This is a genomic window from Ulvibacter sp. 2210JD10-4 (assembly GCF_058148525.1).
Genome location: NZ_JBYVJZ010000001.1, coordinates 716969 through 742207 on the forward strand (window position 1 = coordinate 716969; position 25239 = coordinate 742207).

Annotated in this window: 27 protein-coding genes; all 27 read right to left on the reverse strand. The window is 34.1% G+C overall.

The window, feature by feature from the left end:
• Positions 1-2 precede the first annotated feature (2 nt).
• Complete coding sequence (locus tag ACY2RT_RS03560) at positions 3-788, reverse strand: glycosyltransferase family 2 protein (RefSeq protein ID WP_490154498.1); 786 nt, start codon at positions 786-788, stop codon at positions 3-5.
• Positions 781-1575 (reverse strand): glycosyltransferase, encoded by a 795-nt coding sequence (locus tag ACY2RT_RS03565; protein WP_490154499.1) that lies wholly within the window; start codon positions 1573-1575, stop codon positions 781-783. Before ACY2RT_RS03565 ends, ACY2RT_RS03560 begins: the two co-directional genes overlap by 8 nt.
• On the reverse strand, positions 1572-2546 hold the full coding sequence (locus tag ACY2RT_RS03570) for a glycosyltransferase family 2 protein (RefSeq protein ID WP_490154500.1): 975 nt from the start codon (positions 2544-2546) through the stop codon (positions 1572-1574). The genes ACY2RT_RS03565 and ACY2RT_RS03570 overlap by 4 nt, the downstream gene beginning before the upstream one ends.
• 85 nt (positions 2547-2631) lie before the next feature.
• Complete coding sequence (locus ACY2RT_RS03575; RefSeq protein WP_490154501.1) at positions 2632-3582, reverse strand: hypothetical protein; 951 nt, start codon at positions 3580-3582, stop codon at positions 2632-2634.
• A 53-nt stretch (positions 3583-3635) separates the two neighbouring features.
• Positions 3636-4853, reverse strand: coding sequence for a glycosyltransferase (locus tag ACY2RT_RS03580; protein ID WP_490154502.1), 1218 nt, complete (start codon positions 4851-4853; stop codon positions 3636-3638).
• Between the two features lie 18 nt (positions 4854-4871).
• A complete protein-coding gene (locus tag ACY2RT_RS03585) occupies positions 4872-5561 on the reverse strand; it encodes a methyltransferase domain-containing protein (RefSeq protein ID WP_490154503.1) in 690 nt (229 codons plus the stop codon).
• Between the two features lie 19 nt (positions 5562-5580).
• Positions 5581-6405 carry a glycosyltransferase family 2 protein gene (locus tag ACY2RT_RS03590; protein WP_490154504.1) on the reverse strand — a complete coding sequence of 275 codons (825 nt, stop codon included), beginning with the start codon at positions 6403-6405 and terminating at the stop codon, positions 5581-5583.
• A gap of 12 nt (positions 6406-6417) precedes the next feature.
• Positions 6418-7347 carry a GDP-L-fucose synthase family protein gene (locus tag ACY2RT_RS03595; protein WP_490154505.1) on the reverse strand — a complete coding sequence of 310 codons (930 nt, stop codon included), beginning with the start codon at positions 7345-7347 and terminating at the stop codon, positions 6418-6420.
• A 1-nt stretch (position 7348) separates the two neighbouring features.
• On the reverse strand, positions 7349-8461 hold the full coding sequence (gene gmd, locus ACY2RT_RS03600; RefSeq protein ID WP_490154506.1) for a GDP-mannose 4,6-dehydratase: 1113 nt from the start codon (positions 8459-8461) through the stop codon (positions 7349-7351).
• A 37-nt stretch (positions 8462-8498) separates the two neighbouring features.
• Positions 8499-9443: a glycosyltransferase gene (locus ACY2RT_RS03605; protein WP_490154507.1), complete on the reverse strand. Its 945-nt coding sequence runs from the start codon at positions 9441-9443 to the stop codon at positions 8499-8501.
• Complete coding sequence (locus ACY2RT_RS03610) at positions 9444-9707, reverse strand: sulfotransferase (RefSeq protein WP_490154508.1); 264 nt, start codon at positions 9705-9707, stop codon at positions 9444-9446.
• A gap of 19 nt (positions 9708-9726) precedes the next feature.
• The gene (locus tag ACY2RT_RS03615; RefSeq protein WP_490154509.1) at positions 9727-10680 is read right to left on the reverse strand and encodes a glycoside hydrolase family protein; all 954 of its coding nucleotides are present in this window, start codon (positions 10678-10680) and stop codon (positions 9727-9729) included.
• Between the two features lie 2 nt (positions 10681-10682).
• On the reverse strand, positions 10683-11342 hold the full coding sequence (locus ACY2RT_RS03620; RefSeq protein WP_490154510.1) for an acetyltransferase: 660 nt from the start codon (positions 11340-11342) through the stop codon (positions 10683-10685).
• A gap of 5 nt (positions 11343-11347) precedes the next feature.
• Positions 11348-11980: a class I SAM-dependent methyltransferase gene (locus tag ACY2RT_RS03625; protein WP_490154511.1), complete on the reverse strand. Its 633-nt coding sequence runs from the start codon at positions 11978-11980 to the stop codon at positions 11348-11350.
• Positions 11981-11983: 3 nt separating this feature from the next.
• Positions 11984-12688 carry a WbqC family protein gene (locus ACY2RT_RS03630; RefSeq protein ID WP_490154512.1) on the reverse strand — a complete coding sequence of 235 codons (705 nt, stop codon included), beginning with the start codon at positions 12686-12688 and terminating at the stop codon, positions 11984-11986.
• Positions 12685-13761: a DegT/DnrJ/EryC1/StrS family aminotransferase gene (locus ACY2RT_RS03635; protein WP_490154513.1), complete on the reverse strand. Its 1077-nt coding sequence runs from the start codon at positions 13759-13761 to the stop codon at positions 12685-12687. Before ACY2RT_RS03635 ends, ACY2RT_RS03630 begins: the two co-directional genes overlap by 4 nt.
• Positions 13762-13766: 5 nt before the next feature.
• Entirely contained in the window at positions 13767-14399 is a 633-nt protein-coding gene (locus ACY2RT_RS03640) for a sulfotransferase family protein (protein WP_490154514.1), read from the reverse strand.
• Positions 14392-15189 (reverse strand): hypothetical protein, encoded by a 798-nt coding sequence (locus tag ACY2RT_RS03645; RefSeq protein WP_490154515.1) that lies wholly within the window; start codon positions 15187-15189, stop codon positions 14392-14394. Before ACY2RT_RS03645 ends, ACY2RT_RS03640 begins: the two co-directional genes overlap by 8 nt.
• Positions 15186-16448, reverse strand: a complete 1263-nt coding sequence (locus ACY2RT_RS03650) for an ABC transporter ATP-binding protein (protein ID WP_490154516.1) — start codon at positions 16446-16448, stop codon at positions 15186-15188. Before ACY2RT_RS03650 ends, ACY2RT_RS03645 begins: the two co-directional genes overlap by 4 nt.
• A gap of 2 nt (positions 16449-16450) precedes the next feature.
• The gene (locus ACY2RT_RS03655) at positions 16451-17215 is read right to left on the reverse strand and encodes a hypothetical protein (protein WP_490154517.1); all 765 of its coding nucleotides are present in this window, start codon (positions 17213-17215) and stop codon (positions 16451-16453) included.
• A 119-nt stretch (positions 17216-17334) separates the two neighbouring features.
• Positions 17335-18156 (reverse strand): polysaccharide pyruvyl transferase family protein, encoded by an 822-nt coding sequence (locus ACY2RT_RS03660; RefSeq protein WP_490154518.1) that lies wholly within the window; start codon positions 18154-18156, stop codon positions 17335-17337.
• A gap of 36 nt (positions 18157-18192) precedes the next feature.
• The gene (locus ACY2RT_RS03665) at positions 18193-19056 is read right to left on the reverse strand and encodes an ABC transporter permease (RefSeq protein ID WP_490154519.1); all 864 of its coding nucleotides are present in this window, start codon (positions 19054-19056) and stop codon (positions 18193-18195) included.
• Entirely contained in the window at positions 19053-20036 is a 984-nt protein-coding gene (locus ACY2RT_RS03670) for an SDR family oxidoreductase (protein WP_490154520.1), read from the reverse strand. The genes ACY2RT_RS03665 and ACY2RT_RS03670 overlap by 4 nt, the downstream gene beginning before the upstream one ends.
• Complete coding sequence (locus ACY2RT_RS03675; protein WP_490154521.1) at positions 20036-21322, reverse strand: nucleotide sugar dehydrogenase; 1287 nt, start codon at positions 21320-21322, stop codon at positions 20036-20038. Before ACY2RT_RS03675 ends, ACY2RT_RS03670 begins: the two co-directional genes overlap by 1 nt.
• Positions 21323-21348: 26 nt before the next feature.
• Positions 21349-21942 (reverse strand): sugar transferase, encoded by a 594-nt coding sequence (locus ACY2RT_RS03680; protein ID WP_490154522.1) that lies wholly within the window; start codon positions 21940-21942, stop codon positions 21349-21351.
• 35 nt (positions 21943-21977) lie between these two features.
• The gene (locus ACY2RT_RS03685; RefSeq protein WP_490154523.1) at positions 21978-24434 is read right to left on the reverse strand and encodes a polysaccharide biosynthesis tyrosine autokinase; all 2457 of its coding nucleotides are present in this window, start codon (positions 24432-24434) and stop codon (positions 21978-21980) included.
• Positions 24435-25229, reverse strand: coding sequence for a polysaccharide biosynthesis/export family protein (locus ACY2RT_RS03690; RefSeq protein WP_490154524.1), 795 nt, complete (start codon positions 25227-25229; stop codon positions 24435-24437).
• Positions 25230-25239: the final 10 nt, after the last annotated feature.

The following is a 25239-nucleotide window of genomic DNA, read 5'->3' on the forward strand; positions in this document are numbered from 1 at the left end:
TTTTAACGATTTTTATTCAATTCTTTTTTCATGGCAAATTTTAATCTTAGTTTTTTAATGTCTTGCCCAAATGTTTTGAAAAGGTGAAATGGGTTCTTTATAAAAACCTTATACAAAAACGATGTGATGATCCTTCCATAGCCGGGAAATGGTATCTCATTAACTTGATGATAGGCAAGTGTCTCTATCTTCCAACGTTTTATGTTACCATCGGTATTTCTTTCGGCGTAATAGAAATAGGTTTCGTTCACTGCTACAACTTTATATCCTTTAGCAATGACCGCCTTAGACCATGCTTTATCTTCATTAGCAATCAAATCTTCATCAAAAGAGGTTTCTTTCCAAACTTTTTTATTGATAAGCGCACAAGCAGCCATCAATCCATGTTTTCCACCATCAGTAATTACAAAATTTGTGGAAACAGCATATTTGTAATTTTGAAATGAATTAACAAAACGTATACCCGCTATAGCAGGATCTGATTGTATCACTGCTTTTGTATTTTCAAAAAATGAGCTTCCTACAGGTACGGCGTGAGCACTTAACAAAAGTACATAAGGTTGTGTTGTCGCAGCTATTCCCATATTGATAGCCTTTCCATAGGTAAAATCTGAAATAGTAAGTACTTTACAGGAAAAGGAATTAGCAATAGCTACACTATCATCTGTAGACTCATTATCAACCACAATGATCTCCGAAATAACATCAACGTAAACACTCCTTAAGATTTTGAGTGTTTGCTGAAGTGCTTTTCCTTCATTTTTATTTCTAATAACAATGCTAAACATACTTTCGGGTCATAGAAGCTTTAAAGCTACTTAGTATTTTACGAATGTAAGAGATTGAAAAAGAATCTCGATTCCAATTTCTGAAAATCATTTTAAATCCTTTACTATATTCTCTACGCCTTATGTATTGAAATTCTGAATAACTCATCCACGAACCTTCCCACAAATGAATGGCATAAGTATCAGGGACCGCAAATTTCACAAAGTTTTTTGGTAGTGCCATATCTTTTATAAAAGGCAATGGGTAAAAATAATCTTTTGGATACACAGTAATACTATCTTTTATTGTGGTAATTGTATTAAAAGTAAGATTTTCAAAAGGATATAATTTATGAATGGCACGTGTTAAAACTCTAGGAATCGCCAAACGAAAGTATTTTTCAGTTAACGGATGCGCATTATAATAATCAAGTGATTCTCTTATTATTGGATGCTTTGGAACAACACCTATGACGCCACAACTTAGTAGGTCTTCCCGCTCGGCACCTATAAAAAATTGTGTGTACAACAGGTCATCAAAATTTTTCAGCACAAACATATCGGTATCCAGATAGATACCACCAAATTCATGAAGTATATGTAAACGAACATAATCTGAAACAAATGCCCATTTCTTATTCTCATAAGCATAAGCAGCAAAAGGGTGCGAAAGGTCTGTATTCTCTTCGTTCCACAATACAAATTCATAGTCGTTCAAATGTTTTTTCCAGGTGTTGATACAGTCTTGCGCTATAGCAGACATAGGATTGTAACCAAACCAACAGTAATGTATTTTTTTGGGTATCATCTTATCCTTGCTTTTATCGGTAGAGATTCTAAATACTTTTTTAGTTTATAACTTGGTCTTTGTAAGAGGTTACATATAGCAAATACATTATTAATTCTAAAATATACTGGCTTGTTTGCACCTGTAAGTATTTGTTTCAACTCCTTCTTAATGATGTTCTTATTCTCCTGATGTTTATTCCGAAATGCTCTAAACCATAATGCAATGGTCTTTTTATAAAAAAAATCAGCGATCTCTTTGTCTTGTAATTCCAATCCGGCTTTTAATTTGCTTAAGTAAATATATGCGATGGATGTTTGTTCTTCAGAAATATATTGTTCGTCTGTAGACGATTTACTATCAGAATGCCTTCGGTATAAAAACAAGTATTCATCTACTATTTTAAACTTTTCTGTATCGAGCTCATAGAACATCCGCGAAAAAAATTCAGTATCCTGAAATTTTTTGATCTTTGTATCAAAAAGTGCTTTCCCTTCCAAAAAATTCCTTCTAAACAAAACTGAAGGCGTAAAAATATGCAATCGCCAAAGAGCAAAATCTTTATAGATATTTTCAGTATTAATCAATGGAATAGGCTGTTGGTTCTCAAAATTTTCATCCACAAAATAACCGGAGCAAATTGTCAAATCCAATGAAGATTCGAATGCGTTAATTTTTGATTGAATAAAATCTGGAAGCATTAAATCATCACTATCAAACCAGTTAATAAATTCTCCTTTACTTACTTCAAATCCATAATTTCTACAAGCATTTGCACCTTTGGGATGATCTAAAGGGCGTTGAAAATACTGAAATCTGGAGTCTTTTTTGAGGTATGTCTCCAACACCTCAGCGGTTGCGTCGGTACTTCTATCATCAACCACGATACATTCCCAATGTCCATAGCTTTGGCTTATCACAGAATCTAAGGTTTCACCAATAATAGAAGCTCGGTTATAGGTTGGGATAATAATTGAAACTAGAGGGTCCATTAATCTATTCAGGGGTTACTTGCCGTTCTAAAGATACTAATAAGATTTTGCACGATATGCGGTAACAATCTGTATCTGTTTTTTTTTAATTATAAACGAACAATGGTTCCACCGCATCTGAATATTCCTTGAGATTAAAATAAGTAAGTACATCTTTCATTCTGGAAATTTGTTCTTCGGAAAGATTTTCTTTCCAATAGCTTAGTTGTGCTTTACCAGAAACAGGACTTCCTTTTTTTGTGGTAAAGCTCTTTTTTGTCAATTCAATGGTATCCAAGTCACAATCTATATTCCATTCATTAAGTACTCGTTCAATTACCGATCTAGAATCTAATAGTAACGCTTCATAATTTAAAGTGATCCAATCCTTATTGTTTCTGGGGTTATTTAAAGCTACTTGATTGGTAATACACCATGTTGCGGTCAACGCTTCCTCATGTGTAGTTAAGGAAGAAAGAAATTCTTTATGTTGGGTATAGACTTCATTGTAGGGGATATCCGGAATATTAAAATTTTTGAAATTGGCATCCCATGCTCCGTGTTTCAATTGTGAAGAAACTACTGCAAACGGGTGTCGAATTAAATGAATTGGTTTGTTTTCAAAAGAATAATTTTTGGTAAGGTAAGGCAGTAACATATTCCCTCTACAAAACTTGATAATAAAATGCTGTGCTTTTAGTAATTCCTTTGGATTGGTTTCGCTTATCAGCCAATCATTCAATAATCTTCCACTAAATAATTGGTCAAAAACTGCATTGGCTTCAGGCCAGTTTTCATTTTCAGGAATGTATTGCCTCCAACCAAAATTTAGTGTTTTAAATTCCTTAACTTTTAGGTGAAGAGGTTCCCAAATAATGGGTTGTTGTGTAATACTCCTAACAATTTCAGCTAGCCAGGTACTACCTCCCCTTGGGTCACTAAAAATCAAATAATTTTCAAGAGGCTCTACAAAAACATTTCTGGAAATGTAAGACATCCGGGCTTGTTTCAATTTTTTCTCTATTCTCCAATATCCCGGAACCCGAAATGATCTCATTCTAGTGATGTTTAATGTACTAAAATACTAATTATACCTATTGTGTTTACTATTTATCTATCCAAATACAAGTCAATATACTTCTTATTTGTTTTCTGAAGATCGTAATGATCTGCTACATGAATTATAGCAGCAGTACTCATTTTTTTTAATAGCGCTTCATCACACATTAAGTTCTCAATTTTGGTGGCTAAAGCTTCCACGTCTCTATCATGCACCAAAAACCCGGAAGTGCCATCTATTATAGTTTCAGGAAAACCTCCAGACTCAAAACCTACAACAGGTAATCCCATTGCCTGAGCTTCCAACGAAACCACTCCAAATGCTTCTCTTCTTTTGTGGTCATCAATAGTAGAGGTCATTAAAAAAACTGAGTGTTCGTTGAAAATTTCTTTTAGTTGAGTATGATTTTTTGCACCTGCTAACACAACCTGTTGGGTTAGATCCAATTCAGTTATTAGATCTTTCAAATTTTGTTTTTCTGGTCCTTCTCCAATAATAGTATAGCGTATGTTATATCCTTTTTGTTGTAAGATCTTGATGGCTTGAATACCTAAATGTTGTCCTTTTAAAGGAATCAATCTCCCAACTGTAATTACCGCAAATGGTTTGGATTTTGTAACCTTTTCGGAAGTGATCTTAAAATGATCCATGTTTACTCCAATAGGAACTATTTTGATGAGATTTTCCGGGAATCCCTTTACAACTAGGATATTTCTTAAGTACTGTGAATTGACGGTAATATATGAGGCATGAGCTTTATAGTTTGCTATTAATTGTAATAACTCACCTTCTTCCGGAAGAAAATGAGCATCATAGCCATGAAAGGTTACAACCAATTTGGCACGTAAAAACCCTATTTGCTTCAATTCAAATAAAGGAGATACAGCATCAGCAAAATGAACGTGAAAAACTGCGACATCTCTATAGGGTCTATAAAATTGTAAAAAATAACTATAGGAAAGATTAATTTTCCTCTTCAGAAAAACATAACGTATAAAATAATAGAAATGTAAGGGGTGAACTAAATAGCTTAGTGCTTTTCCTAAACGAATCAGTTTATTTTTAGGTACCGAAAGACTTTGTACTTTTTCCAAGAGAGCATACTCTTCTATTAATTCTGATAAGGCAGTACGTTCTTTTTGGTTAATAGAATCAGTAACAATTGCTATCTCAAACCCCTCACGAACCGCCTGTACTATATTGTAGACTACAAAGGTCTCTGAAACTGTTGGGAATGCTTTGGTTTTATATACAATTGTTTTATCCAATAGATAAGTGTTTATAAGCTACTTATTGCGTTCGTAAATGTAAAAATCTGCCATAGAAGTATGATCTGGATTATTGGCATCAAATGGGTATCGGTTCTTTATAGTTTCTTTCAATATCCAGGAATCAGCAATATGTTCGTCTATCCAACGGGTAAACTCTCTAGATTTAACATGAGGAGCAGAATGATCATCATAATTACTGGAGTAAATAATCACATATCGGGTAGATGTACTAAAAAGTCGTTTCATATAACTGTGAAATACCTCATTTTCCACCAAATGATATAGCACATCTAAAGACAAAACTAATTCGGCCTGTGCATCTTTTTGGTCAATAGCATCCATGCTATAGAATTGTTTAGTTGTGTCGCCTTTAAATCGTTCTAAACACAAATCGATAGCTGTTTGAGAAACATCAAAACCTTTGTAACTAGGATATTCTGCCAGACTCAACTGATTGCCATCTCCCATTCCGAATTCAATGACGGTTTCAACATCAAATTTTTTTACAAATGCATTAAGGGTTTCAGCTTTAAAGTCGGCAAGTCGGCCATAACTTCCTGCACCTGAATTGTCATTAGCCCTATAACGTTGCTCCCAATACGACTCTGAGCCTAAAAACTCTTGTTTTTTAGAAGGCCCATACAAGATTCGTTTTACCAAGTGACCCAGCCAGGTCTTCTTTATTTTTTTTTTAAAGGAACTCATACAGTTTAAGGTTTTGGGGCTATTTTTTTCTAACAAATAACGCTGTTAACATTTTTAACCAAAAAGTGATTATTTTACGTGCAAAGGCATGATTTTCCAATCCTTTCAATAAGTTAAACCTGTTAGTGATCAATAATTCATTTTGTTCTTGTAAGTTTTTAGCATCTTCTAAGAATAATGGAAAATGGGTTTCAAGAATCCATTGTTTTTCATCCAGTAGAAGTTGCCGGTGTCTTGGATCACTCGATATACCATTGGTATCATAATTTGAAATAAGAGTATTCATATACTGATAGCTTACATTGTTTTTACAAATAGCACAGACCATCAACTCCCAATCTGAAGCAATCTTCAATGTTTCATTATACATCGAAATTGAATCAAAAAGTGTTTTTTTGATAAACGTAGCCGGGTGTGGCACGTACCCTTTGTAATAAAAATAACTGAAAGACAGTACCTTTGGAAATACAAGCTCCCGTTGAATGCCATTCTTTTCTAATAACAAGTTTCCGTAATAAATTGCTTTTCCGCCGGAAATAAACTTTGAAGCTTTTTCAAGTACATCTGCGTCCACCAATGTATCACCACTATTTAGAAATAATAAGTACTCTCCTTTAGAGGAACGGATGCCTTTATTCATAGCATTATAAATACCGCTATCGGGTTCACTAATTGAATAGGACAATTGTGCTTTATACGTGCTGATAACCTCTTTGCTACTATCCGTACTGTTACCGTCAATCACAATGTGTTCATATTGTTTGTAGGTCTGATTTAAAACACTTTTAATGGTGTTTTGCAAACCTGAAGCATCGTTATAATTTATAGTAATAATTGAGATCAAGCGGTTAATAATTTATAAGGTCTGTAAAAAGGTTTCCTGATATACTTTTTTAATGCCTTCGGCTAAAGAAAGCGTATGTTTCCATCCCAAACTATGAATTAGCGATACGTCTAATAATTTACGGGGTGTACCATCCGGTTTATTGGTATCCCATACCAATTCACCTTTAAAGCCAACTATTTCTTGTATCAATTGGGCCAGGTCTTTAATTGAAATATCATTTCCGGTACCAATATTGACAGAAACGTTTCCTTTATATGTATTCATAAGATGTAAACAAGCTACAGCCAGGTCATCTACGTGTAAAAACTCCCGCTTAGGTGTTCCGGTGCCCCACACCTCTACTGAAGGTAGATCGCTCACTTTCGCTTCGTGAAACTTTCGAAGCAATGCCGGTAATACGTGTGAGTTAGTTAAATCGTAATTATCATTAGGTCCATATAAATTGGTGGGCATCACTGAAATAAAATTACAGCCATATTGCTTATTATAATTTTCACACAACTTTACTCCAGCTATTTTAGCAATAGCATAGGGTTCATTGGTTTCTTCCAATGTTCCGGTAAGTAAATAGGACTCTTTTATAGGCTGGGGTGCTAATTTGGGGTAGATACAGGAAGAGGCTAAAAATAACAACTTTTTTATACCGTGTACATAGCTTTGATGGATCACGTTATTTTGTACCATGAGGTTATCATACAGGAATTCAGCTCGGTAGGTGTTATTCGCTACAATTCCACCCACTTTAGCAGCAGCTAAAAAAACATAATCAGGTTTTTCAGATTCAAAAAAGCAGCGTACCTGTTCTTGTTCTCTAAGGTTAAGTTCTTGAGAACTTCGTAATAATAAATTGGTATAGCCTTCTGCTTTTAATCTTCGTACTAAAGCTGAACCTACCATCCCATTGTGCCCTGCCACATATATTTTAGCGTCTTTCTGCATGCTATTCGTGTCGTTGTAAAGTGTCAAATCCACCGCCTTTCAAAAATTCATCCTTTTTAAATAATTCAAGGTCACTTTGCATCATCTCTTCTACCAAACTTTGTAAATTATATTTGGGTTCCCAGTTCAGATTTTCTTTACATTTGGAAGCATCTCCAATCAATAGATCTACTTCGGTTGGACGATGGTAACGTTCATCTATCTTTATTACTACTGTACCTATTTCCACTTGATATTCAGGATTGTTGCAAGCTGCTACAGTCCCGGTTTCGTCAATGCCTGTTCCTTCAAAATGCAAGCTAATTCCAACTTCCTGAAATGCCAGTTCCACAAAATCACGTACCGTAGTGGTCACACCCGTAGCAATTACATAATCGTCCGGAATGTCCTGCTGTAACATTAACCACATTGCTTCCACATAATCTTTGGCATGGCCCCAATCCCTTTGCGCATCCAGATTTCCTAAATACAAAATATCCTGTAATCCCAGTGCAATTCTACTGGCAGCACGTGTAATCTTTCGGGTAACAAAGGTTTCTCCTCGTAAAGGCGATTCGTGATTGAATAAAATTCCGTTACAGGTAAACATATTATAGGCTTCCCTGTAATTGACCGTGATCCAATAAGCATATAGTTTTGCGACACCATAGGGCGAACGAGGGTAAAATGGTGTTTTTTCGTTTTGTGGTGTTTCTTGCACCAGCCCATACAACTCTGAAGTAGAAGCTTGATATATTTTAGTTTTTTTGGTCAGTCCCAATAAGCGAACTGCTTCCAGAATTCGGAGTGTTCCTAATCCGTCTACATCAGCTGTATACTCTGGTGTTTCAAAGCTTACACGCACATGAGACATAGCTCCCAGATTATAAATCTCATCAGGTTGTGTTTCCTGAATGATACGCGTAATATTCATAGCATCACTTAGATCGCCGTAATGCAAAAAAAGTTTAGCTTTCTTTTCGTGTGGGTCTTCATACAGATGGTCTATACGATTGGTATTAAAAAGAGAGCTTCTGCGCTTGATTCCATGTACCTCATATCCCTTTGTCAGCAACAATTCGGCCAAATAAGCCCCATCTTGTCCAGTGATTCCTGTTATTAATGCTTTCTTCATAAGTGAATACGGTTAAGATCCTATAAAAGTATTGAAATCATTTCACAAATCTTTTGATTCTTTTCTGAATAACTAATCCCATTTTTTTTATAAAATAAAAATATGTTCTTATTTCTCCAAAATTCAAAAACTGTAATTGTTCTTTTCTATATTTCTTTTTTTCTTTTAGGTCATCAGACAAAGCAATAATCTTATTGTAATAGGTAAGTATCTCCTTCCATAAATAAGTATTGTATTTTTTTTTATACTTGGGAATACTGAATAAAAATAAAAATCGTTCAAGAGCTACCTTTAAATTATATGTCGTTGTACTTCCCTGCCAAATCCCACCTGAATGGATACGATAAGCAGACATCACTTTATCAATGTAATGTAGTTCTCCAAAGTCGGTAATTACAAAATCAAGAATAAAATCTGAAACCATCTTCGAAAATATCTCCATTTGATCTTTTAAAGCTTGAGTCCTAAAGACCAAAGATGCAGTTGAATATGTACTATGCAAATCTTTTATTGTTGCTTCTTGATCGTAACTAATTCTATTGGTATTGTTGAAATATTTTTCTTTAATTAGTTTGTTATCCTTATCAACACAAATGGAATTATGAAAACAGCCTACTGCTTCTTGATGTAATTCTAGATATTCAACTTGCTTTTCGAGTTTCAAAGCATCGGTCCAATAATCATCTCCCTCGCACATTGCTGTATATTTTGCTTTGCATTCTCCATAAACTCTTAAAGCATTCTTGGCTGCACCTAAATTTTTATCATTAAGTATGAGTTTTATCTTTTCAGGATATTCCTTATGATATTCTTTCAAAATCTCTACTGTATTATCTGTAGAACAATCATCTCCAATAATAATTGAAAAATTAAAAGAAGTCTTTTGATTTAGTATACTTTCTATAGCTTCTGAAACATACTTTTCGTGATTGTATGTAACCATCCATACTGAAACTAAGGGAAGAGAATTATTTTGCTCCATTTATTTTCCTTTGAAAAAGAGGTAAATTATCCTATTAATCTTTTTGAAATCTGTACCTGCCCAAGGAAGAGCAGCAAACGCATCAAAACAACTAATTACACTATCAATTTCTTTAAAATCTTTATTAATGAATAAGTCTATTAAGTAATTTGTATGATTATTCTCGAAATGTCCTTTACAAACATTATATTCTAATTCTCCCAAAGCTACTTCTAATGAAATAGTAGCCGTTTTTGAAAGCCCTATGCAAAATACTTTTGCCATAATCTGTAAATTAATTAATCTAACCTGAAAAAGATGGTTCTAATTTCATCTCTGCATAACCAAATCCGCTTTTTCCAAAACCATTACCATTATAATAGAGCTGCAACATATTTCCATTTTTAATTACATTAGGGTACGCAATCATTTGACTATCCCAGCCTTCGTTACCAGGTGGTATTACATTCTCTTGTTTTCTTTCCCATTCTATTCCATCCAAGCTTTCTGCATATCCAATTTTGTATGAGGACTTAGTGTTTTTTCTATAGTCAGACGATCCTCTCACAGAAAACCACATCATAAATTTATCATTACTTTTTATTACTGAAGCACTTGCTATACCTCCCTCATGATCAAGCAATGGAACAGCAACTTTCTGCAAGATATCCCACTTTAGACCATCGATAGAAGAAGCAATTTTTATATCGTAAAATGGTTCTTTTTTCCCTTCTATAAATTTCCAGCCTACACAACTTAGATAATAGGCTAAAAAAGATCCATCTTTTTTAATTATATTACATGTTCCTGTAAAATAAGGTTCATGTGGTCCTATACCAATAACAGGTCCCTGGAATTGTTTCTTAAAACTTTTTCCGCCGTCCATGCTTATTGCAAGTCCTATAGAGTTGCTAAAAGGGACTGTTCCTCTCGTGGTCCAGCCTATATAATAAAGGTATTTTTTGTCATCTACATTTACAATACATGCTGGCATAATACCTGAGTCATCAAACATACCTCTTTCACCTAGCTCTAAAATTGGTTTGCTGTGGACATAATTTATTTTTAGAGGATTTTTTACGTCAACTTCAATAAAACTCGTTCTACTTCTCCCCTCAATATCACGAGATGCATAATAAATTCGTAAAGTATCTTCAGATATTTTATCAACAATTGGAACTTGACTGTGGCTTTTATTCCAGTCAAATTTGCCATCCACTTTATAAATACACCCTTTTTTAGTCCAATTATTCTCCATCTTTAAAAAACTTCAAAACTTTTTTTTCCCTCTTTTAACTTTGCAGGATTTCCCATATATAGCCCCCATTCTTCAGTTATAATTGAAGTAAGTGAAGCTCCCATTGCCAAAAGGGTGCCTTTAGCAATATGACATCCATCTCTAATAGTAGCGTTAACCCCAAAAAAACAATTGGGTTCAATAATACAATGACCAGACATAACTACATGGGAAGTGAAAAACACATGATCTTTAATAACTCCATGATGTCCAATATGATTGCCACTCCATAAAATTACATTATTACCAATGGTAGTAAATGGTTGAATTGTATTGTTCTCTAGAATAAAACAGTTTTCGCCAATTTCATTATCAAAGAGTGTTGCTTTAGAACTTATATATGAGATAAACTCGTATCCCTTATCTTTTCCTTCATAATACACTTTCTCCCTTAATCTATTCATGTTTGTACCGATCATTGGTGCAAACAATTTGTAATCATTTGGTGAATACTCTTGATCAATGGTTTCAAAGTCTACAATAGGTAGTCCTTTAAAGTTTTCAGCAGGTTTATACTCTTTATGAACAGTGAATGCCACCACTTGATGTTCAGAATCTGTAGTAAGATAATAATGAGCCAATTCGGCAAGGTCTTTTACTCCAAAAATGATAACTTTAGCCATAACTGTTATTTATATAGATATACCGTATATTCATATAGACCGTAATCATTTTTAATTACAAAATTTCTAGATAGATTCTTTGTCATAAAATCTATTAAAAGATCCGTTGAAAGATGGAAAAGATCTTCTCTTTCCCAATCTACAGCCTTAGACATTACATTAAAAGCTATTCCTTTATTAACTTTACTAAATATGGCAGTAATTATTTTTTTAAAGAACAGCCACATCTCATCAAATGTAAGATCTCTTTTTTCAGTAAATACACCATTCAAGATTGCGTAATCAAAATTTTCAATGATAGACAAATCATCTTCTAATATATCTAAACAATAAAAATCATTATTAGGGAATTTCTTTTTACTCAATGAAATAAATCTTTCGGAAATATCTGCTCCAGAATAACTAATACTTTGATAACGCTTTTCATTTTCTAATATATATTCATAAAGATGGGCTGCCCCGCAACCAAAATCCAATAAGCGAATAGAGCCTTCTTTTTTTATAAGATCAAGCATTACTTGGTATCTAACAGAGGCATCTTCTTCGTTAGGCCAATCCACCCCTTTATGACTATCCCCATGCTTATCAAGGCAGTCCTCGTAATGTTTTGCTATGTTTAAATACTTCTTCGACTTCATAAGCTATTCAATATTATATTGAAGTATTAATTTATTTGTTTGATCAATATTATTAAACATCATTATATCAATGATTGATAACCAAGGTACAAAACTAGCCCCATACTGATGGTATTTAATATTATTCGTAGAAAGAAAGTTTAAGTTTATATCTATTTCATCAAAGCTTTCTTTATCATAAATTGCTCTCCCCCCACTTGCATTTAAATACCCAGATGCATTTTCCTTTTTAGCAATATATTTTAGCCTTTCTTGTTTCTCTAAACCTTGAGAGTCTGAATGAATCTCAGAGCTAAGAGTAAAACATTTTTGGATACCAAGATATTTACTAATAAATTTTACGCTATTTGCTGCTAAATTAGATATAAATTCACTTTCCTCTTGAAGAATAAATTTTTTTAGTGAAGGATAAAATTCATCAAAATAAGGTGCTTTCTTATACGATAATTCAATACGTTTAAGAAATATATTTCTTTCATCAGTATCAAAGTTTATACGAATTTCATTTATTAGTTTGTTTTGACTAATATTTTTACAAGGAATTGTGAAAAGATAGGCTTCATTATTTATTAAAATATTATTTCTATTGATCCATCCTTTTTTAATGAAATTTACATCATCGTAAAAAATAAATTTATCTGCCGCATGAACTAATTGAAAATATCCAATGTATGGAAAAAAATAAGGCTGCATGATTGCTAATTTCATACACTGGATTTTATAATTTCAATTATTTTTTGAGTATCATTTAAAGACATACCATAATACAAAGGAAGACAGAGTACACGTTTAGCAATAGATTCAGCAATAGGCATTTTAATATATTCTAAAAATGGTATCGTATTCAATGCCGGGTAAAAATACCTTCTTGGAAATATTTGTTTTTTTTCTAATTGTTTTTTAACTAGCAATAGAACATCTTCATCTTTGAAAATTATTGGAAAATAGGCATAATTTGTAACAGTTTCTTCTCTCCATTTTAACAATTGAATCTCTTTCAAATTACTAAAAGCGTTGGTATATGTAGTACTAATTTTCTTTCTTTCTGTTTTTATTTCTTCTACATGAGGTAAAACCGCCAATCCCATAGCTGCTTGTAATTCACTCATTTTTCCGTTAATTCCAATTCCATAGAATTTTTCATGTCCTTTGTGTCCAAAATTGTGGTGATAAAATAATGTATCAAATATTGTTTCATTCTTAGTGAAAAGTGCTCCTCCTTCTCCGGTATGAAATAACTTAGTGGCATGAAAGCTACAAGTACTCACATCTCCATAATTAAATATTGATTGTCCTTTATAAGTTACATCAAAACAATGTGCTGCATCATAAATTACCTTTAAGTTGTGTTTTTTAGCAATATCTTCAATTGCTAATATATGACAGGGGTTTCCATAAACATGAGTAGCTAATATGGCTGATGTCTTACTAGTAACCATATCTTCAATCTTTGTTTCATCTATAGTAAGATATTCTGGATGAATATCTACAAAAACAGGAGTACAACCTTCCCAAACAATACTAGAAGTTGTAGCTACATAGCTAAACGGAGTTGTAATTATTTCACCTTCTAGTTTTAAAGCCTTAATAGCAATTTGAATAGGTAAGGTTCCATTGGTTACTGCCAGGATATTAGACACATTTAAGTGTTTCTTCAATTTGTCTTCTAATTCCAAAACTAGATCACCTCTATTGGTAATCCATTGCTTCTCCCAAATTCTATCTAGATATTCAGAATATTCCTCCTTTGGAGGTAGAAATGTTTTAGTTACTGGGATCATACTGATTAACTCGTTTTATTTTCCCAAGGAAAATTATCTCTCTGAGGTTCCTTTTTTAAAAAGTCACATAATCGCTTATAGTCATTTTCTTTAGAAACGTTCATTACAATTAGTTTTTCAGGTTGGCTCCTAAAATACTCTTTTATTGAATTATTATGTCGAATATAAAATGATTTCAGAACCTCTTCATTATAAAGATCATTGTCTGGCGTATTATACAAATATTTATGAGCTTCATAAGCAAAGCCTTCATAACAATATTTTACTCTTTTGAGATCGGCAGCTGTGGGAACATTTATTCCATCTGACCATAGCTTTGAATGAAATCTTTTGAGAGAATTATACCATTGATCCGGGCTATCTCTTTCAGTTAATATAAATTTCGCATTTTTAAAATATTGATCTAAAAACATAAATGTATATGGTAGAGAAAAAGGAATATCTTGAAAAGCTTCTGCACTTCTGCTATGTTTTATTATGCTATCGAAATCTCGTTTGTACCAATTAATAAGAAGTAACTCGCCACTATGCTGATCACCAATTTTATAACCTAATTCTCGTAAAGCTTTTTCAATAGAAGTGGTTCCGGTTTTTCCGGTTCCAATACAAAATACTTTTTGTTGCTTCTTATTAAACATAGTAGTCATTAAAAATATTATAAAGAAACTGCTCCTTCTCCTTGATTAAATGTAGTAAATCCTTTGTATAATAATCTTCTATAGATTTTCCTTTTGGCGTAGATCTATTTTGTTTTTTTGCCTCAAGTATAAATTCAATAGACTTTCTCTTGTAGCCCAAATTCTTCAAAAGAGAATAAAGTTCCTGATTTAAATTGCTTTGGTCCAAAAAATGAACATCATACATATCCTCTTTATACCGATTTGATTCGATGTATTCCTTATCAATATTTTTTAAAACCTCAAAAGGTTGCTTGAAATAAAATAATATAAATTGGCTGGAAGCCGGGCCTATGGGAAGTTTACGATTAACCTCCGGATGTTTTTCTAAAGGGTTATATTCTAGCAAGAGTGATACGTATTCTTTAAAACTTAATTCAGGGTATTTAGGGAATCTTTTTATAAGTTCTACTTCTTCGACCCAAGGAGCAATTTTCCAATCACCATACTCATACGCAGAGATATGTCTTTCAAACAAATTTCGTTTAACGCTTAATATTTTTTTTGTTTTATGTATTTCAGGAATCTGAAAGCAAACACCATGTTCATCATTCTTGTTTTTTCTAAAGGAGGTGGTTTTTATGTTTGGCAGCCAAAGATTCTCAAAGTAAGGTTTCTTTTTTATCCCAATAGTATAAAAAGTTTTATCTAAATAGGAATAATTATAATGTATCTGTTTTAAAACATTTCTCACAAACGTACTTCCAGTCTTCGGAAAGTTAATCATTACAAAGTGGTCTGTAATAATCATATAGATTTAGTTATTGTAATTGAAGGTTGTATGACCCCATTTGTTTTAATAAAAACCTCACTGTTCATGATGTTTCTAATTTCAAAACTTATGATATTATCAATTCTTAATTTTGCAACACCTGCCATATTCTCAATTACTCTTAGCGTAATACTGTAAACTCCACTATTCAATTTGGGGCTTTCAATTTTGAATATAAGTTTTTGTCGTTTATTTTTAATGTTTTCAATGGGTGATTGTGGTAATAACCCAGTACCAGTATTAAAGATTATCAATTCTGAATCATTTAGAAATGACGTTGAGATATCTACTCTTTTGGAAGTCTCTTGCAGCAAAGCAAATTCAACTTCTATTACGATATCATCTGAAGGGCTTAAATAATCCGATCCTTTATTAATACTAATAGAATGAATATTGGCAAAATCATTTCCCTTATTTTCAAACTCTAAATAATCTGTAACTCTTTTTTGCTGATTTTTAGTGTAGAATTTCACTGCTTCTGCTTCATCCCCTCTAAACATGATAAAACCATCCTCAAGAACCATCCCTCTATTACAAAGGCTTTGTACAGAGTCCATATTATGACTTACAAAAAGTACGGTACGTCCTTGCCCATGACTTATGTCTTGCATTTTACCAATGGCCTTTTTTTGAAATTCTTTGTCGCCAACAGCCAATACCTCATCAACAATAAGTATTTCCGGGTCTAGGTGTGCCGCAACAGCAAATGCCAAACGTACCCGCATCCCACTACTATAACGTTTTACCGGAGTATCAATATACATCTCACATCCTGAAAATTCAATAATTTCATCGATCTTACCTCTAACTTCAGCTTTGGTCATCCCTAAAATACCTCCATTCAAAAAAATATTCTCTTTTCCGGTCAATTCAGGGTGAAAGCCTGTTCCTACTTCCAACAGTGATGCAATTCGCCCTTTGGTTTTTATAATTCCAGTGGTAGGGCTGGTTACACGAGAAAGGATTTTTAGCAAAGTAGATTTTCCTGCACCGTTCTTACCAATGATCCCCAGAACTTCTCCTTCTTTTACTTCAAAATTAATATCCTGTAAGGCCCATACATAATCCTGAGTCGCTTTAGCGCTTCGGTCATTCACCGCTCCTACTTTTAAATAGGGATCTTCCTTTCCGCGAATGTTATGCCACAAACGGTTCAGGTCATGAGTCAATGTCCCTGTACCCACTAACCCTAAACGATACTGTTTACTTATATTTTCAGCTTTTAAAATAGTATTCATAGTTAGAGTTGATCATTCATTAAATACCTCCATTTCGTGTTCTCAAGATACCCAAATAATTCATCATAGTTAGCAATCAAATTCTTTAATGGTTCCGGATTTTGTTTCTTCAACTTGGCACTTACAGTATGCGGAGGTAAGTCCAGTCGTTGAAATACCGGCACCATCTCGCCTTGATTGTCTTGCGCTAATGCTTCATAAGTAATCTCCATATAATTAGGCCTGGAACCAAATCGTTCACGTGTTTCATTCTCATAATTGCTTATTTTTTCAAAAACCTCAACACAGGCTTCAGGCTCTAATATCACTTTTTTATCTTTAATCACTTCCTGATTGTTAATGTTTTCAGTCCATTTTTTGGTTTTTTCACCTATTTTTTGTGAAACATAAGCCTTTAGAAGGTTTTCTCTGCGTAGATGTATAATAGAGACATCTTTGTCTTTGTCTATAAAATCCCACACTTCTTTATCATCATCAAAAGGGTGATAATAAAACAGTTTAAAACCAACTTGTCTAATTTTCTTCGGCCTTTTTGCAAACAATTCGCCCCAAACCTGTGCGCAAGATTTTCCATCAAGGTTTTTAAATATCTCGCCTTCAATGTGTATTTCAGGATGTGACCGTAAAAATGCCATTAGCAGCGTTGAACCCGTACGAGATCTGCTAATGATCACAAATTTTTGATAGTTTCTATTTCCGAATAACGTATTGTATAACTTCGATCTTAAGAAAAGTAATTTAGTATAAAGTTGCTTTAAACGCTGCATGAAAAGTTGTTGATTTGAAGCAATACATAACGAGTATGTAAATGCATGTTAAAAATAATCCTTTTAATGCAGAGTTAAAAAATTATTTGAATGGGATATTAGTATTGAAAAATTAAGAGCTATACCTCCGGAAACGCTTTTAACAATCCTTCTTTAATTATTCCAAGGGTTTCTTTTTTGGGAAGTGTTTCAGAAGTATTAAAAAATGATTTTAAGTCTGAAAAAGAAATGGCATCCTCGATCAGCATTCCTGTATAGGGTTTCAGGCCTACAGATAAAAAATAGTCTTCAAACTTTACATTATCTCCGGTAAGCTTGTCTGAAAAACGCACCCATACCGAAGGTATTTCATAAGCATGGGATACAATTACACCGTGTAATGAAGAGCTAATCGTTCTTTCACAACTTAAAATTTCTCTGGTAATAACTTCTATATCATCTCCAATAAGATCGATCACTTTTACTTCGGGCCTATCCAGATACCAAGCCTTTACTCTTGGATAATCTACATAATGTGGAATGATGCCTAATGTATGAGTTTTTTTTATGGTATTGGGCAGATAATAGTCCGGGAGTAATAATGCCGGGTCTCCATAAACTTCCGGGCATCTAAACCCTAACTCCAAAACACGTTCTCTGGTTTTAGGACCTCGCACTGCATAAAAGGTTCCTCCGGAAAACATATCCTTTTTTGTAATGATACCACTCCCCCATACCATTGTTTTTTTTGTAGCATAGCTCAATATGCTCCCAATAGCCAGAAGATGCTTTTGTTGAAAGAAAGCTTTACGTTTCTTAGGGGCATTATAATACCTAACCTTTCGTCGGGAAATCTTTTCTACCAGATATTTAGAAAGTAAATCACCATAGTTTTCGTGTGGTTTCTTTTCAAACAGAATAGAAGACCAGAAAAAAAGACGAATATTATTATTTTTATTCAAGTTTTTTGAATTAATGGTTGTCGTTATAAACTATCTTTAGACCGTATCGATAAAACTTTTTTCCGTTCTGTTGAATATGATCAGGCCTACAAAGAAAACCCCAAGACATACTGCTAAAGTATACAGAAATCCGGACCAACTAAAAGTTCCCGTATCCAACAACATATACCTGAATCCTTCAATAATCTGAGTTAAAGGATTATACACTACAAAATCTACAACAAAAGGAGGAAATTTAGATTTCGCCTCAGATAGCGGGTATGGTACCGCAGACATATACATCAATAAAGATGTGGCAAAACCTACCAGTACATTTAGATCACGGTACTTGGTCGTTAAAGCAGATATGGTCATCCCCAAGCCTAATCCTAATAATGCCATCATGATAATATATACCGGAAAGAGAAACAAATTAGAATTGACCGTAATATTCTGTCCCGCATATACATAGTAGATATAGAAACCTGTAAAAATCAATAATTGAATTCCAAATTTGATCAAGTTAGAAATAGTAATAGACATTGGCATGATCACTCGAGGAAAATACACCTTTCCAAAAATATTTTGATTGCTTTTAAACGTGTTGGAAGTACCTGTAAGACATGACTTAAAGTAATTCCAAGCAGTAATTCCTGCAAGATTAAATAAAAATGGAGGAATTGCTCCGGTTTTAATAGCTCCCAGGTTGTTGAAGACCAAAGTAAAGATCACTGATGTAAATAACGGCTGAATTAAGAACCACAAAGGGCCCAAAATAGTTTGCTTATATACAGTAGTAATATCCCGCTTTACAAAAAGCAACAACAGGTCCCGGTACCTCCAGACTTCTTTAAAATTAATATCAATTAGCTTCCGCTTTGCAGAGATTTCATACAGCCATTTTTCATCCCTACTACTCATACAGTATTAAATTTTTCCCAGGTAATTTTTAGACCATCTGCCACCGAAAATAAAGGTTGATATCTCAATAGATCTCTTGCTTTATCAATATTTGCTAAAGAATCCCGAACATCTCCTTTTCGAGGTGGTCCGTAGTTCGCATTAATTTCTTTTCCTGAAATAGCCTTTAGCTCTTCCCAAAGGATATTTAAACTAATTCGGTCTCCAAAAGCAACATTAAACACTTCATTTACTGCTGCTTCCGAAGCAAAAAAAGCACGTACATTAGCTTGTACGGCATTTTCTACATAAGTGAAATCGCGAGTTTGTTCTCCATCACCATTAATAGTTGGGGGAATGCCTTCTTTTAGCGCTTGCATAAATAAAGGCAATACAGCCGCATAAGCTCCATTAGGGCTTTGTTTAGGGCCAAAAACATTGAAGTAACGTAAACCAATGGTTGGTGTACCGTATGTTTTATAAAACACATCTGCATATAGTTCATTCACAAGTTTTGTTACAGCATACGGAGAAATAGGTTTCCCAATAACATTTTCAACTTTTGGGAGGTTTTTACTATCACCATAAGTAGAACTTGATGCTGCATAGACCATTCTGCGTACTGAGTCACTTTCATTTTGTGCAACCAACATATTTAAAAACCCGGTCACATTTACTTCATTTGAAGTAAAGGGATCATTTATAGAGCGTGGAACCGACCCTAACGCAGCTTGATGCGATACATAATCAATTCCTTCCATTGCCTTTTTGCATGTATTACTATCGCGTATGTCTCCTTCCATAAATTCAAAAGCAGGATGCTCTTTAAATTCTGATAAATTATCTAAAGACCCTGTCACTAAATTATCTAAAACACGCACTTTTTTAGCATCGTATTTCAATAAATAGTCAACCAGATTAGAGCCTATAAATCCGGCACCTCCTGTAACCAGAAAACTATATTTTGAAAGGTCTTGTGTATGATAAGGGTTTTTAAACATTAGAGTCTGCCATCAATTTTTTCCTCCGGAAGGAATGATTTAACATCAAATACCACAGATATGTCTGCTGTAAAATTATCAACTTTAAAATTATTGAATTCCGAATGTGCCACAGTTAAAATAATGGCATCATAATTAGGCTTAAGCTTTGAAACTTCAGAAACTAATTCGATCCCAAATTCGTGCTCTACTTCATCTACATTTGCCCATGGGTCATATACATCAACATTGAGATTGTATTTCTTCAATTCTGAAATAACATCAATTACTTTACTGTTTCTAATATCCGGGCAGTTTTCTTTGAAAGTAATTCCTAAAACGAGTACATTTCCGTTCTTAACTTTTGCTTCCTTTTGGATCATTAATTTTACAACTTCGTGAGCAACATAAGCCCCCATACCGTCATTCATTCGTCTACCGGCAAGAATAATCTCCGGATTGTAGCCTTCTTCCTCTGCTTTTTGTGCTAAATAGTATGGGTCTACACCTATACAGTGCCCTCCTACCAAACCGGGTGTAAATTTTAAAAAATTCCATTTAGTGCCGGCAGCCTCCAATACAGCTTGTGTATCGATATCCAGTAAACGAAAGATCTTTGACAGTTCATTGACAAAAGCAATATTAATATCCCGCTGTGAATTTTCTATCACCTTGGCAGCTTCAGCAACTTTGATGGAAGGTGCCAGATGTGTTCCCGCCGTTATGACGGAAGCATATAAATTATCAATATAGTTAGCAGATTTGGGAGTAGAACCTGAAGTAACTTTTAAAATTTTAGTGACCGTGTGCTCTTTATCTCCGGGATTGATACGTTCGGGAGAATACCCAGCGTAAAAGTCTTCATTAAATTTCAAACCGGACTGAGCTTCCAGGATAGGAACACAAATATCTTCTGTCACGCCCGGATATACTGTAGATTCATAAATAACAATGTCCTCTTTTTTAAGGACACTTCCAACGGTCTCACTGGCTTTTACAAGTGGAGTAAGTACAGGTTGATTATATTTATTTGTAGGTGTAGGAACAGTAACAATGTACACATTTGCTTCAGACAATGCCGAAGGATCTTCTGTAATTTCCAGACCCAATGTCTCCGAAACTGTCAATGATTCCTGTAAAAGTGCTTTAGAAATCTCAAGTGTATGGTCAATCCCTTGATTGAGTTCCTCAACACGTTTTTTATTAATATCAAAACCAATAACTTTATATTTTGGAGCAAATGCGACAGCTAGTGGCAGGCCCACATATCCCAGGCCAATAATAGCAATGGTAGGTTGTTCTTTCATATCATTTTCCGCGAAAGCGGCAATCTTTATTTTTTAAATACTGAAGCAAATAAATAGTATATGTCTTTTCGTAAACTCCAGTTTCTAATATATGTTTTGTTTATCTCAACTTTATCCGGCCAAATTACCAAATCATTGTATTCTTTTGGGTTTGACTGTTGTAACAGCAATGCGTCTTCATTCTTATATTTTAACGTTGCCGGCCCTGTAATTCCCGGGTGTATTGACAAAATAATACGGTCATCTCCTTGTAGCTCATCTGCATATCCGGATACATCCGGCCTTGGCCCTACCCAACTCATATTGCCTATTAACACATTAAACACTTGAGGTAATTCATCTAACTTGGTCCTGCGAATCCAGCTACCAAATTTGGTTTCACTCTGGTGTATCTGGATAGCATCTTCATGATACCTTCCCTTTAAAGAACGTATTTTATACAATGCGAAAGGTTTTCCATATCTACCTATACGCTGTTGTACAAACAAGCCATTTTTAGATGTACTAAAAGTTGCTATTAATAACAGCAAAAATAATGGAATTATAGCAAACGGAAGTACAAGTATCGAAATAGATATATCAAAAATGCGTTTTAATACAAGTTGTTGTCTTGTGAGCATATAATTTGAGATCGTTCTTTCAAAAAATAGCGACCCTACCTTTTCTTTTTCTTAAAAAGACTTTTGAGTTTTTTCATTAATGTCGGTTTTCTATCATCTTCATGATAACCATTTCCATAGTTACCGTAGCCGTAACCATACCCGTAGCCATATCCATAACCATATTTTGCTTTATCTTCAAAGAAGTTAAGGACAAAACTAATATTTGAAACCTCGCCTGTTTTATATTTCTCATTAATAAATGCAAACATGCCCCTTTTTGTATAGTTTTGACGTACCATATAAATGGTGGCATCAGCAAATTTTGATAGCTCTAAAGAGTCTGAAACCAATCCTAAAGGTGGCGAGTCAAGAATAATATATTCATACTCTTTTTTCAATTTTTCGATGAGCCCTTCCATGCGTTCGCTCATCAATAATTCTGAAGGATTTGGTGGAATAGGCCCGGAAGTAATAATATCAAGATCTTCAATCTGGGTTTTTTGAATGATGTCTTTCAGAGAAGAATCGTCAATCAGGTAATTGACAACCCCTCTGGTATTATCAATATTAAAATCTCCAAATATCTTAGGCTTTCTAAGGTCCAGCCCAACCAGTATCGTTTTCTTTTCGCTTAGTGCAAAAACTGAAGCAATATTAATAGAACAAAAGGTTTTCCCTTCGCCACTAACTGAAGAAGTTACAAGTACTGTTTTAGCACCGGATATTCCTTGTTTTTTGTAAATGAACTGTAAACTGGAGCGCAATGCCCTAAAAGATTCAGCAATGGCAGATTTAGGTTTGTCAAGTACCGCAAGGTTATTATTAAGACGACTTTTACCCACTACCCCAAGAATAGGAATCTTTGAAAGTCTTTCAATATCCTTAATACTATGTATTTTAGTATCAAAAAATACACCAAGAAAAGTAATGATAAAAGGAATGATAAATCCAAAGAATCCTGCCAGTAAATAATTTAGCTGTGTGTTTGGACCAACTCTTCCTCCTCCTGTATCTTTAGCAGAATCTATCACCAATACATCACTTACGTTAGCTGCTTTTACCAAGCCGGCTTCACTGCGTTTTGCCAAAAACAAATTATAACTTGCATCACTAAGCCTGTATCTCCTTTCGATTTTTAAAAGCTCTTGCTGTTCTTTTGGAAGTTTTCGTATCTCTCCTTCATATCTTCCAATATCTCTATTGATAGATATCAGTTCTTGTTGTTTCAATTTTTTTGAAGAATCAATATTTTCAAGTAATACCCTTTTTACAGCATCAATTTGACGGTCAATATCTGCAAAAACTGGTGCTCCTTCTTTATAGGAATATTGTAATTTATTACGTTGTTCGGCCAGTGCAACAATACGTCCAACCCCGGAAACAATACTACTCTCTGAAATTCCTGCTACAGAAGGAGCCGGAACTTCCCTATAATCTGACCTACTTACCAGATAATCTTCCAGAATATTATAATAATTGACCTCTCTATTGACTCCTTCTTTACGTAGATCCAATCCATTGAGCTTGTCGTTGATCTCTTTTCCTTCTACATTCAGGTCAAAAATGGAATTTTCGTTTTTAAAATTATTGAGTTCGTTTTCAACATCTATAAGCTCTTTCGATTTTACTGTAAGGCTACTATCTATAAATCGTATGGTCTTGGTCGCAAATAAATTTTTTCGTTCCAATGCATTATCGCTTAATACATTAACAGAGGTATTAAGATAGTCTACCAATTTTGCTTTATTACTACCAATTAATACAAGCCTAAGTACCGAAGAACCTTTAGATTCCGGTTGAACGTTGATATTTAGAAAGCGTTTTACACTATTGTCAAAGTTTATAAAATTGATATAATAGACCTTACCCGGAACTATTTTCAGATCCGGATTGGGAGCAAATGTGGCACTAAAAAAAGGGTGTGTAATTTTATCTCCGAACTTGTACTCTCTTTCAAATTCCTGTTCTTCTATAAAAAGCTTGTTTCGTTCCTTTGTGGAAAAATTTTGAAGACTCACATTTCCTCCGGTAAAAGACGTACTAAGTGAAAAAGTAACCGAATCCTTGAAGACAACACGAAATTCTTTCCCTAAAATTTGAGCTTTGGAAGTATCTACTTCGACAAAAAATGGTGTATAGCCATAGGCATCGACTTTTTGGTATTCACCATCTGTCTTGTAGTCCAGATAGTACTGTAATCGTTCTACCACTTGCTCATTATGAGACCGCGACCTGAGTGTAATAATGGCTGTATTCACTTTGTCTGTAGTACCACCCCAATTAAAGGTAAGACTGGTATTAGTAGTAAAAAAAGGGTTTTGATCGTCCTTTACGGAGATCATATTTTCCATCCTGTAAACAGGCAGTTTACGTACATTTTTATAATAGGCGATCCCAAAGGTAATTCCCAAAGAAATAACAAACAAAGGCCAATAACTTAGCAGTTTAAACAAAAACCCCTTAAAATCAAAGGTGGAGTGGACTTCATTTATTTCAAATTCTTCATTCATCTATAATCGAATAAATAATAGTATTGTAGTGGTCAAAGCAGTTATTACAGTCAATATGGTTGTAAATGATTGTAATCCTGTGGTTCCGGCACCAATAGACTTTTGAGGTAATGGGTTTATTAAGATCAAATCATTGGGCTGCACATAGTAATAAGGAGAATTCATGGCATCAATAGTAGTTAGATCAATATGATGTACTTTTTGTCCTAAAGGATATTGTCTGATTATCACCACATTCTTACGATCTCCTGTAATTCTAATATCACCACTATTGGCAATTGCCTCCATAATACTTACCTGATCCCTATATATGATCTGGGAGCCTGGAGAGCCAATTTCACCATTAATTGTATACCGTATCCCTGCCAGTTTTACAGTAACAAATATGTTTGCTTCCGCTTTAAAATAATCTTTTAACAATCTTTTCTCTATGTCCTGCCGCACTTCTTCCACAGTAAGCCCCAATACAGCTATTTCACCTAAGCTGGGAATACGAATATTTCCGTGCGGATCCACTACAAAACCATCATAATACAGTTTTTCTTCACCCGTAGCATTTGGATTAGCATCATTAATAGGGTTAAATATCCCCACTGTTTCCTGATCCAGTGCTTTTACTCGAATGCTAAGCAGGTCATTTACCTGTAACCTGTAAGGTTCCTGCATTTTCTTTATTGGGATGATACTGTCCACTTTGGCAGGATCTTCCTGCAAATACGTAAGTTGCTCTGTCGAAATACATGAAGAAAAACAAACTGTAATGATTAAAAAGAGTATCAGTAAAGTAGATCTCATAAAAGGCAGG

Coding starts and splice junctions, on each gene's coding strand:
- ACY2RT_RS03560 (WP_490154498.1), bottom strand. CDS start 788: ATGTTTAGCATTGTTATTAGAAATAAAAATGAAGGAAAAGCACTTCAG.
- ACY2RT_RS03565 (WP_490154499.1), bottom strand. CDS start 1,575: ATGATACCCAAAAAAATACATTACTGTTGGTTTGGTTACAATCCTATG.
- ACY2RT_RS03570 (WP_490154500.1), bottom strand. CDS start 2,546: ATGGACCCTCTAGTTTCAATTATTATCCCAACCTATAACCGAGCTTCT.
- ACY2RT_RS03575 (WP_490154501.1), bottom strand. CDS start 3,582: ATGAGATCATTTCGGGTTCCGGGATATTGGAGAATAGAGAAAAAATTG.
- ACY2RT_RS03585 (WP_490154503.1), bottom strand. CDS start 5,561: ATGAGTTCCTTTAAAAAAAAAATAAAGAAGACCTGGCTGGGTCACTTG.
- ACY2RT_RS03595 (WP_490154505.1), bottom strand. CDS start 7,347: ATGCAGAAAGACGCTAAAATATATGTGGCAGGGCACAATGGGATGGTA.
- gmd (WP_490154506.1), bottom strand. CDS start 8,461: ATGAAGAAAGCATTAATAACAGGAATCACTGGACAAGATGGGGCTTAT.
- ACY2RT_RS03605 (WP_490154507.1), bottom strand. CDS start 9,443: ATGGAGCAAAATAATTCTCTTCCCTTAGTTTCAGTATGGATGGTTACA.
- ACY2RT_RS03610 (WP_490154508.1), bottom strand. CDS start 9,707: ATGGCAAAAGTATTTTGCATAGGGCTTTCAAAAACGGCTACTATTTCA.
- ACY2RT_RS03615 (WP_490154509.1), bottom strand. CDS start 10,680: ATGGAGAATAATTGGACTAAAAAAGGGTGTATTTATAAAGTGGATGGC.
- ACY2RT_RS03620 (WP_490154510.1), bottom strand. CDS start 11,342: ATGGCTAAAGTTATCATTTTTGGAGTAAAAGACCTTGCCGAATTGGCT.
- ACY2RT_RS03625 (WP_490154511.1), bottom strand. CDS start 11,980: ATGAAGTCGAAGAAGTATTTAAACATAGCAAAACATTACGAGGACTGC.
- ACY2RT_RS03630 (WP_490154512.1), bottom strand. CDS start 12,688: ATGAAATTAGCAATCATGCAGCCTTATTTTTTTCCATACATTGGATAT.
- ACY2RT_RS03635 (WP_490154513.1), bottom strand. CDS start 13,761: ATGATCCCAGTAACTAAAACATTTCTACCTCCAAAGGAGGAATATTCT.
- ACY2RT_RS03640 (WP_490154514.1), bottom strand. CDS start 14,399: ATGTTTAATAAGAAGCAACAAAAAGTATTTTGTATTGGAACCGGAAAA.
- ACY2RT_RS03645 (WP_490154515.1), bottom strand. CDS start 15,189: ATGATTATTACAGACCACTTTGTAATGATTAACTTTCCGAAGACTGGA.
- ACY2RT_RS03650 (WP_490154516.1), bottom strand. CDS start 16,448: ATGAATACTATTTTAAAAGCTGAAAATATAAGTAAACAGTATCGTTTA.
- ACY2RT_RS03655 (WP_490154517.1), bottom strand. CDS start 17,215: ATGCAGCGTTTAAAGCAACTTTATACTAAATTACTTTTCTTAAGATCG.
- ACY2RT_RS03665 (WP_490154519.1), bottom strand. CDS start 19,056: ATGAGTAGTAGGGATGAAAAATGGCTGTATGAAATCTCTGCAAAGCGG.
- ACY2RT_RS03670 (WP_490154520.1), bottom strand. CDS start 20,036: ATGTTTAAAAACCCTTATCATACACAAGACCTTTCAAAATATAGTTTT.
- ACY2RT_RS03675 (WP_490154521.1), bottom strand. CDS start 21,322: ATGAAAGAACAACCTACCATTGCTATTATTGGCCTGGGATATGTGGGC.
- ACY2RT_RS03680 (WP_490154522.1), bottom strand. CDS start 21,942: ATGCTCACAAGACAACAACTTGTATTAAAACGCATTTTTGATATATCT.
- ACY2RT_RS03685 (WP_490154523.1), bottom strand. CDS start 24,434: ATGAATGAAGAATTTGAAATAAATGAAGTCCACTCCACCTTTGATTTT.
- ACY2RT_RS03690 (WP_490154524.1), bottom strand. CDS start 25,229: ATGAGATCTACTTTACTGATACTCTTTTTAATCATTACAGTTTGTTTT.